General features: G+C 51.1%; 6 protein-coding genes and 1 rRNA gene. 2 read left to right on the forward strand and 5 right to left on the reverse strand.

The genetic code is table 11. The annotated features are described in order from the left end of the window. Positions 1-15: 15 nt before the first annotated feature. From BMZ51_RS16775 to BMZ51_RS16785, 3 genes are all read right to left on the reverse strand, one after another. Entirely contained in the window at positions 16-342 is a 327-nt protein-coding gene (locus BMZ51_RS16775; protein ID WP_068003390.1) for a DUF6665 family protein, read from the reverse strand. A gap of 185 nt (positions 343-527) precedes the next feature. Beyond that, a complete protein-coding gene (locus BMZ51_RS16780) occupies positions 528-1,010 on the reverse strand; it encodes a hypothetical protein (RefSeq protein ID WP_139201410.1) in 483 nt (160 codons plus the stop codon). A 248-nt stretch (positions 1,011-1,258) separates the two neighbouring features. Continuing rightward, entirely contained in the window at positions 1,259-2,524 is a 1,266-nt protein-coding gene (locus BMZ51_RS16785) for a DsbA family protein (protein WP_068003385.1), read from the reverse strand. Between the two features lie 353 nt (positions 2,525-2,877). On the opposite strand from BMZ51_RS16785, the gene BMZ51_RS16790 reads away from it, so the two are divergent. After that, positions 2,878-6,750 (forward strand): beta strand repeat-containing protein, encoded by a 3,873-nt coding sequence (locus tag BMZ51_RS16790; protein ID WP_074882159.1) that lies wholly within the window; start codon positions 2,878-2,880, stop codon positions 6,748-6,750. A gap of 395 nt (positions 6,751-7,145) precedes the next feature. Here BMZ51_RS16790 and BMZ51_RS24110 read toward each other — a convergent pair whose 3' ends face one another. Then, on the reverse strand, positions 7,146-7,286 hold the full coding sequence (locus BMZ51_RS24110; protein ID WP_161941203.1) for a hypothetical protein: 141 nt from the start codon (positions 7,284-7,286) through the stop codon (positions 7,146-7,148). On the opposite strand from BMZ51_RS24110, the gene BMZ51_RS16795 reads away from it, so the two are divergent. Further along, the gene (locus tag BMZ51_RS16795) at positions 7,277-7,711 is read left to right on the forward strand and encodes a Fur family transcriptional regulator (RefSeq protein ID WP_068003379.1); all 435 of its coding nucleotides are present in this window, start codon (positions 7,277-7,279) and stop codon (positions 7,709-7,711) included. The two genes, BMZ51_RS24110 and BMZ51_RS16795, sit on opposite strands and share 10 nt — an antisense overlap. A gap of 880 nt (positions 7,712-8,591) precedes the next feature. Here BMZ51_RS16795 and rrf read toward each other — a convergent pair. Further along, positions 8,592-8,681, reverse strand: a 5S ribosomal RNA gene (gene rrf / locus BMZ51_RS16800); the annotation flags it as partial.

Below are 8,681 nucleotides of genomic sequence, written 5' to 3' on the forward strand. Positions count from 1 at the left end.
GCGGAAGAGATGCAGTTAACGTGCTTTGGTTAGGTTTGGCCCCATGCGGGCACGGACATCAACAGGTACATTGTACAGCTCCAAGACCTTCTCTGCGCCGGTCAGTCCGCATGCTTCGCGGAACACCATGAACTCATAAAGCACGCCAGCAGCATCACTTTTCAGGTCATTTCGGGCGTCCTGATCTGTCTCATTGGCAAGGTCTTTAAGTTTACTGGCTAATTGCCTGCCCAGCCTACCAAGCGTTTGAGCTTTTTCCTGACTAATTTCATATGCAAGAGCGCTCTCTTGCTCAGACATTTCCAGCGGATTTGATAAGGTTTGCGGTAATCTGAAACTCATGGCTATTCCTCCTATATTCAGTTACCCGTCCCCCTTTAAAGTTGGACAGGATCGACATTTGAATAGCGGAATGTTTGGCCTACTTCTTAGTTGAACCTTTGCAGGCGAAATCTGAAAACCTGTATTTGACTTGATTAGTCCCGTTGAAGCACCCCAACTCTGAACTGATGCGATAGCAACCAATCCTAGTTGTGGCGCGCCAGAGATCCGTTTTGCACTACACTAAAACTATCCAGCAACCTGCCGGCCTGCACACGTAACTCTGATAAATCATCGGGCATCTCGTCCACGTCCCCTCTAAGGTAATAGGTGTACGGGCCGCTTTTCCACTCGCATCGTACGGTGGAGTGCTCACGAAGACAGGTCTGCTCTGGTGATTCGCCACCGCCTCCGCGATTGTAGTCTACAGCTTTCCCCAGGATAAGCCTCTGTTCTCTATTGTTTGGCCATGGGGTCCATTCACGGATAGGAGACAAATCGGAAATCGATGCGGTAACCTCAAAGAAATCATCCCCCATGTCGGCCAAGCCGTAGTATGGCCTATACACCCAAGGTACTTGATGAAGATCACCACCATGCAAATAGATCTGCCGAGAGCCATAATCGATGCGTGGTAGCACTGGCACAAGGGCTGCAACGAGCAGAACAACAAGACCAGTTTTATACACGCGTGGTCTCAGGGGACGTCGCCACACCCACAAACATAAAACAATAACCGCTGTGATGAGGGGGAGAAAGGTAGCGCCAACCCGCAAGGGAAACAAAGCATCATACCAACTCCATACAGTAGCGTAGGTGTTCAGGACCGCCATCGTGACAAGAACCGCCCGAGCAAAGTACAGCAAGAGTTGCCAACCAGAAAAGAATTGCCCACCACATCACGCGGCTCCAAAGTTAGTAGGTTTATTTTAGGGCGTTAGTTTTGAACGTCCGCAGTGAGGTCTGATAGCGCATCCTCCAGGGCCCAAAGGCGATCCTGCCCCCAGATTCCCACCTTACCCACGCCATAGCTTGGCACGCCCCAAAGCCCCAGCTGCATCATGTGTTGCCGGTTCTGCTCTATTTGAACACGCCAGTCCTCATTATCGACACACTCACGAGCTGCGTCCCAATCTAACCCGGCCGATGTGAGAATACGCTCCAAACCTTTGTTCGTGCTTGCATCAATCCCTGCGGACCAAACACTGCTCATGAATGCACCACAAAACTCTTTGAGGCGGTTATTTTCATCTGCAAATTTCAGGAGCGAATAGCCGCGCTCAATGGCTTTGCCGAGGGGGTCACAAATCCGGCCAAAAGGAACATCATGAAACCGTGCCTCACGCGCTGCATCTGCAAGGATATATTTTCGTTTCGCCGCAGGCACGGGCAACCCCCGCATGACCATAGGCAACACGGGCCTGATGTTCACAGCCACCCCCGCCTGATCAGCAAGGGCAAACGTGCGTTCAAACGTCAGATAGGAGTATGGGCTTCTGAATGAGAGGAAGAGATCAATCTGTGTATCCTCAGGCATCTCAGAGACTGGTGCATGTAACGGCAAGTGCTGAGTTACAGGCCCTAACCCAAGCTCATGCAGGCGCTCTTCCAGATAGTGCAGTCGGTCAACCCCCCAATACCATTCCCCGCCATAATAGAAGGTTGCACCAAGATAGTGTCCGTACTGACTAAGGAGTGCATCGCCTTCGGCTTTGGCTTGCTGTGAAGCGGTGGCTCCTGAAGCTGGCAACTCTTTTGCAGACCATAAGTTCATGCTGATACTCAGCAGCTTGCCAATATCTGCGCCTGCCTCAAGTTCAGCTGCCACCAATGCTTCGGCCAATGCAATCTGCGCTGCCTCTGGCTGCACCGAGCCGGGGCCTGACAATCCATAGTGTCCCGCAAGGCGGTTGGCATCTACAAGCGCATAAGCAGCCAGTGCTTCTTTCTCGGGAACGGCGCAGTCCGGCGGAGCAGATATCAGGTGGATCTTCAAAGTGATTGCATAGGTCTTCTGCAAGTCCGCAAGCACTTGGAGCGTCAGATGGGCGTAGGGATCAGCAACATGATGGAAGTAATGCACGTCATGTGCCTCTCCCCTGCGAGCTCTCTGCCTTTCAAAAGCACGCCGCTTTTGCAGCACTCGACCTTCACTCGTAATGTATTGCGCAATTCGTGAACTGATAGCGGATTTAAAAGACATCCAAAAAGCCCCCACACCCAAAAACAAAATCAACTTTAGATTGTGTTTTTATATCCCGCAACAAAAACACAATTTATGATTACCTAAGGTGAGGCATAATGCCACGTGCCAGCAGACTTTCACCACGTCTAGTGTGTATCAGCGAGAGCTGCGCCAAAACCAGTGTTTTTACTGGGCAATCTGCACAGCTACCAACCAGTGTAGAGGCCGAAGCCAAGCTGAAAACACCACTCAGCCAGGCTTGTTTGCAACCTAAAACCCTAGAGCGAACGCAAACAATTCTATACAACCACAAGCTTCACACAAGCATACTACACCAACGATGGCCTCCTTGATTTTTGGGAGTAAATACAATGTCGAACATTGCGCCAATTTCCTACCCTGTTTCAGTCTATGCTGACGAAAACGGGGTAATTGCAGTAAGGGTGATTTTTCAGGACTCAGACCTGAGCGATGTTCATAGCCTTGCCCTGAACACAACTGAAATGCTCGGCTCAGGCACGGTCGTGAGTGATGATACGTTCCATTATGATCCAGGAACTGCATTTGACTATCTCGCAGCTGGTGAAACAGCGAGTGATACTTTTTCTTATACTGTCACCGACAGCGCAGGTGAAAGCTCCACGTCCACCATCACAATCACGATCACAGGCCAAAACGATGGCCCAGTAGCGGCCGCACTAGCAGTTCAGACGGATGAAAATACAGCCATCATCGTTAGCCCCGACTTTATTGACCCGGATACGAACGATACGCATACCTTCACTGTGGATACCACAGCTACACTTGGCAGTGTGACGGTGAATGTCGACGGCACATTCTCCTACGATCCAAACGGCATGTTTGACGACCTGGAAGCTGGCGAAACAGCAACCGACACATTTACCTACACTGTGACCGACGCCGCTGGTGAAACCTCAACCGAGACCGTCACAGTCACCGTACACGGCCTGAGTTCAAACACGCCACCAACCACATTCCCGGTTGAGTTGACGGCTGATGAAGACGGCACCATCGTTTTCCGTATCACCTATCAAGACCCGGACGTGGGCGACACACACACCTACACAGTAAATACTGACGGGTTATTGGGGACGCTGACGGAAACAAGCGATGGAACCTTTGATTACACACCAGGCGCTGCGTTTGATTTTCTCTCATATGGTGAAACTGGCACCGACACCTTCACCTACACGGTAACCGACAACTTTGGCGGCACCTCCACCTCCACAGTGACCTTAACAATCACAGGCCAGAACGACGCTCCTGTTGCCTCCGCAATGAATGTGACCACCCAGGAAAGCAACCCTTTGGTGATCACCCCAGATTTTGTCGATCCTGATGCATCCGACACGCATACCTTTACAGTTGATACAACCAGCACGACAGGCACGGTGACAATCAACAGTGACGGCACCTTTACCTACAACCCCAACGGCAATTTTGATGATCTTGAAAGAGGTGAAACCGCAACCGACGCCTTCACATATACCGTCACAGACAACAGCGGCGAAAGCTCAACCCAAACCGTTACCGTCACCATCCAAGGCGAAGGCGACATAAACGCCACTGCAGCCAAGCTCCTTGCTTCCGATGGGGCTGAAAAAGATCAGTTCGGTTTTGGCACACAGGTGAACGACCACGGTGTGGTTGTTGTTGGTTCCTACGCAGACGATGACAAGGCGGCGAACTCCGGTTCAGTCTATGTATATACGCCCGAAGGGGACGGCTATGTTGAGACCAAGCTGGTGGCTTCAGATGGGGCAAGTGTTGATAACTTCGGGCGTTCCGTGGCAGTCAATAATTCTGGCACAATCGCGGTCAGCGCTTTTCATGACGATGACAACGCTGAAGACTCTGGTTCTATTTATGTGTACACGCCAACTGCAGGCGGCGGTTATTCTGAAGTCAAACTAACTGCGTCAGACGGGGTAGCTGACCATTTGCTTGGAGCCACCCTTTCTATGAACTCAGATGGGGTGATCGCAGCAAGTGCTCATGGTGCGAACTCTGATCGGATCTATATCTTCACCCCAGATGGCTCTGGCGGCTATACAGAGACAAAATTGGTCGCTCCGGGCACTAATGGCTTTGGTGTCGCAACGCTTAACATAAACGACAATGGCGTTGTGTTTGCTGACGGCCTTGGCGCTCTGGCCTATGTCTTCACGCCAGATGGCTCTGGCGGCTATACGCAATTACAGCTGAGTGCACCTGATTCCAGTGAGACTTTTGGCATCGGCGGTGCAGTTGAAAATGACGGCACCATAGTTGTTGGGTCAGAAGGTGCCATCTACATCTATGAGCCAGATGGCAGCGGCAATTATATCATCTCCAAAATGATGACAGGCAGTGGAACAGGAAGAGCACTTTCCATCAACGAATCAGGTATTATCGTTGCTGGTTCAATAGAGGGCAATGGGGCAGCTTACGTTTATATCCCCGATGGGTCAGGTGACTATCAGGAGCTCGTGCTCACAGCCTTTGATGGGGCTGTTAATGATAACTTTGGCAGGTCCGTTTCAATCAATGAAGACGGTGTGATCACAATTGGGGCCTACGGGGACGATGATAACGGGTCTTACTCCGGTTCAGTCTATGTCTTCACACCAAATGCAGATGGCAACTATGTCGGGCCAGATGGCACCATCTATCAGCCAACAGGCACACCAGTAATTTACTCTTATGGTGAGTATCATGAGGTTAACGGAGACGGAACGACCAGCAAGCTCCTTGCTTCCGATGGGGCTGAAAAAGATCAGTTCGGTTTTGGCACACAGGTGAACGACCACGGTGTGGTTGTTGTTGGTTCCTACGCAGACGATGACAAGGCGGCGAACTCCGGTTCAGTCTATGTATATACGCCCGAAGGGGACGGCTATGTTGAGACCAAGCTGGTGGCTTCAGATGGGGCAAGTGTTGATAACTTCGGGCGTTCCGTGGCAGTCAATAATTCTGGCACAATCGCGGTCAGCGCTTTTCATGACGATGACAACGCTGAAGACTCTGGTTCTATTTATGTGTACACGCCAACTGCAGGCGGCGGTTATTCTGAAGTCAAACTAACTGCGTCAGACGGGGTAGCTGACCATTTGCTTGGAGCCACCCTTTCTATGAACTCAGATGGGGTGATCGCAGCAAGTGCTCATGGTGCGAACTCTGATCGGATCTATATCTTCACCCCAGATGGCTCTGGCGGCTATACAGAGACAAAATTGGTCGCTCCGGGCACTAATGGCTTTGGTGTCGCAACGCTTAACATAAACGACAATGGCGTTGTGTTTGCTGACGGCCTTGGCGCTCTGGCCTATGTCTTCACGCCAGATGGCTCTGGCGGCTATACGCAATTACAGCTGAGTGCACCTGATTCCAGTGAGACTTTTGGCATCGGCGGTGCAGTTGAAAATGACGGCACCATAGTTGTTGGGTCAGAAGGTGCCATCTACATCTATGAGCCAGATGGCAGCGGCAATTATATCATCTCCAAAATGATGACAGGCAGTGGAACAGGAAGAGCACTTTCCATCAACGAATCAGGTATTATCGTTGCTGGTTCAATAGAGGGCAATGGGGCAGCTTACGTTTATATCCCCGATGGGTCAGGTGACTATCAGGAGCTCGTGCTCACAGCCTTTGATGGGGCTGTTAATGATAACTTTGGCAGGTCCGTTTCAATCAATGAAGACGGTGTGATCACAATTGGGGCCTACGGGGACGATGATAACGGATCTTACTCCGGCTCCGTCTCTATCTTCACACCAGATGCAGATGGCAACTATGTCGGGCCAGATGGAACCATCTATCAGCCAACAGGCACTCCGGTGATCGAAACGTTCGATGCAACTGAGCTTGTCATTACGGGTACTGACGCTGCCGAAGTCCTTATGGGCGGCAACGCGGCTGATACGATCAAGGGTAATGGCGGCGATGACTCGATCTCAGGCGGTGCAGGCGATGATCAGCTCACCGGCGGCGATGGTAACGATACCTTCGTGTTTAAAGCCGGCAATGCAGGCCATGATACTGTCCTGGACTTTACCACTGGCGTTGATGCGCAGGATCTGATCGAACTTGATGCAGCACTCTTTGCTGACTACGACGCGGTCCTAGCTGCGGCACACGAAAGTGGTGCAGATACCGTGATTACAATTGATGCGGAAACATCGGTCACCCTCAAAGGCATTCAGATCAGTGATCTGGATCAGAGCGATTTCTCATTCCTCTAATTAAGCCAAGTAAGCAAAAAAACTCCCCCGGCAGCACGCTGTCGGGGGATGATAGAAACGACCATACCAACCGTGACCCCAACTCCATTAGCTGAAGACAATACCAGCCACTGGCATAGAGACAGCACATGCCAAGACAAAGGCACTTTGAGAACATTCAAGCAGCGCCACTTCCTGTTCTGTTGAGCCAGGCCTCAACCAGAAAAGCAAAAAGATAAGAAAGCGCAAGCCTTCCACGAAAGCAAATTTCAGCCCCAACACACTTTTGAGATGTCGTATCTAAAAGCTCAAATTGCGAGGCTACGTCAACCTTCACCCACCAGCAGAACCACTTCAAGCCTTGCGCGAAACGCTCAAAGGTCTTGCGATCGCACCTCAAAAGGCCTCACACGGGTTCAGATAATATCTATTTGCGAATGCCTCTCACTTGCAATAAAGTCTACCTTAATTAAACTCAGATCGAAGGCCTCAACTGTTGAGGATGGAATAAGCCCGACTTTGCGCACACCATCAAGGAAGCCATCGTATGTCGACAATTACAATTCCTGACAGATCAATCTGCTTAATCAATAAATTTCGAGAGGCTGGCCTGCGTATCACAAAACAAAGATGCCTCATTGCCGAGCATTTATTTTCAGGTGGCCACCGCCATGTAGACGCCGCCATGCTGTATTCAGAACTTCTCGCAAACGACAAGCACCTGTCTCTCGCTACAATCTATAACGCGCTACGCGATTTCGAGCAGCATAACCTCATCCGGCGCGTCGCAGTCTCAGCGGACAAGGTTTGGTATGACACGGATATCGGAGATCATCGCCATTTCTATGTTCCAGCCGAAAACCGCATCATGGATTGCCCTGATCAGAAGCTACCACTTACAAAATTCGCCGATCCCCCGAAGGGCTACAAAGTAACGAGCATCGACATAGTCGTACACCTAGCACCCGAAGACCAGTGCTAACGCAAACAATCACCGATGCCAGATAGCTTTTACTCACCCTATTTGCCAAAAGAGACTCGAAAAGAGCCCATATCTGTTCCCATCAAACATAAGCAGCACCACGAATTTGCCCGCTTACAGCTCATTGCGGGGATAACGCTGTGACGGTTATAGCGGCGGGGAATCGCAAATCGCGGGGATATCTATTTTCGCTTCGTCCACTGAACAAATCTATCCCCCTGCCCAGTTACTCCGGTGCTGTTTGAGCTGCAGTCGGTCTCACCCTGCTCGACGCGTGTTCGAGCACTTCAAAGATAGCTCCCCAAGCGCACCTGAACGGGGTTAGACCCACTGACACGGCTTATGCCGAAGCTCCCCCCAAACGCGCACAGCAACGGCTGTATCGCGCAATCAACGCAAAGTTTGACATAGCAACGCACAAAACAACGCAAAGCCCATGGATGGGGAGTTTGGGCGGCATTTCAACGACTTGAGGAGAATTGCTGTATCGTCCCGCTACCGATGCGCTCCAGTCACTCAGTTTTCCCTTAACCCGCCATATCGGAAACAAACTAGTCGTAACAGGTCTTGAGCTCACAGACACATCAGTGCGGCAACGGTTTGCTTGGAAGCTACACGACGGCAGGCCTGCCCCATTGTTATCCCCGCTGACGGGGCTCCCAGCAAACGCTGCCTCTAGACAGCCCTGAAGTTTCAGCAATTACACAGCGCATAGGCTCTGCTTGATAGTTGGTGCCCCGCGTTCAGTCTCGCTTTGCGTTGATGGAGTGTTTTGGGATGGTAAATACAAACGCAAAAAGCCCCCGAGCTTTTGTGCTCGGGGGCTTTTTGATGAATGATGTTGTGAATATTTTGGAGAGATTTTGTGTATGTTTATCATGCCCGGCAGCGCCCTACTCTCCCGCGTCTTGAGACGAAGTACCATTGGCGCAGGGGCGTTTCACTTCCGAGTTCGGGATGGGATCGGGTG

It is taken from the genome of Pseudovibrio axinellae (assembly GCF_900110875.1).
In the GTDB taxonomy this organism is placed as follows: Bacteria; Pseudomonadota; Alphaproteobacteria; order Rhizobiales; family Stappiaceae; genus Pseudovibrio; species Pseudovibrio axinellae.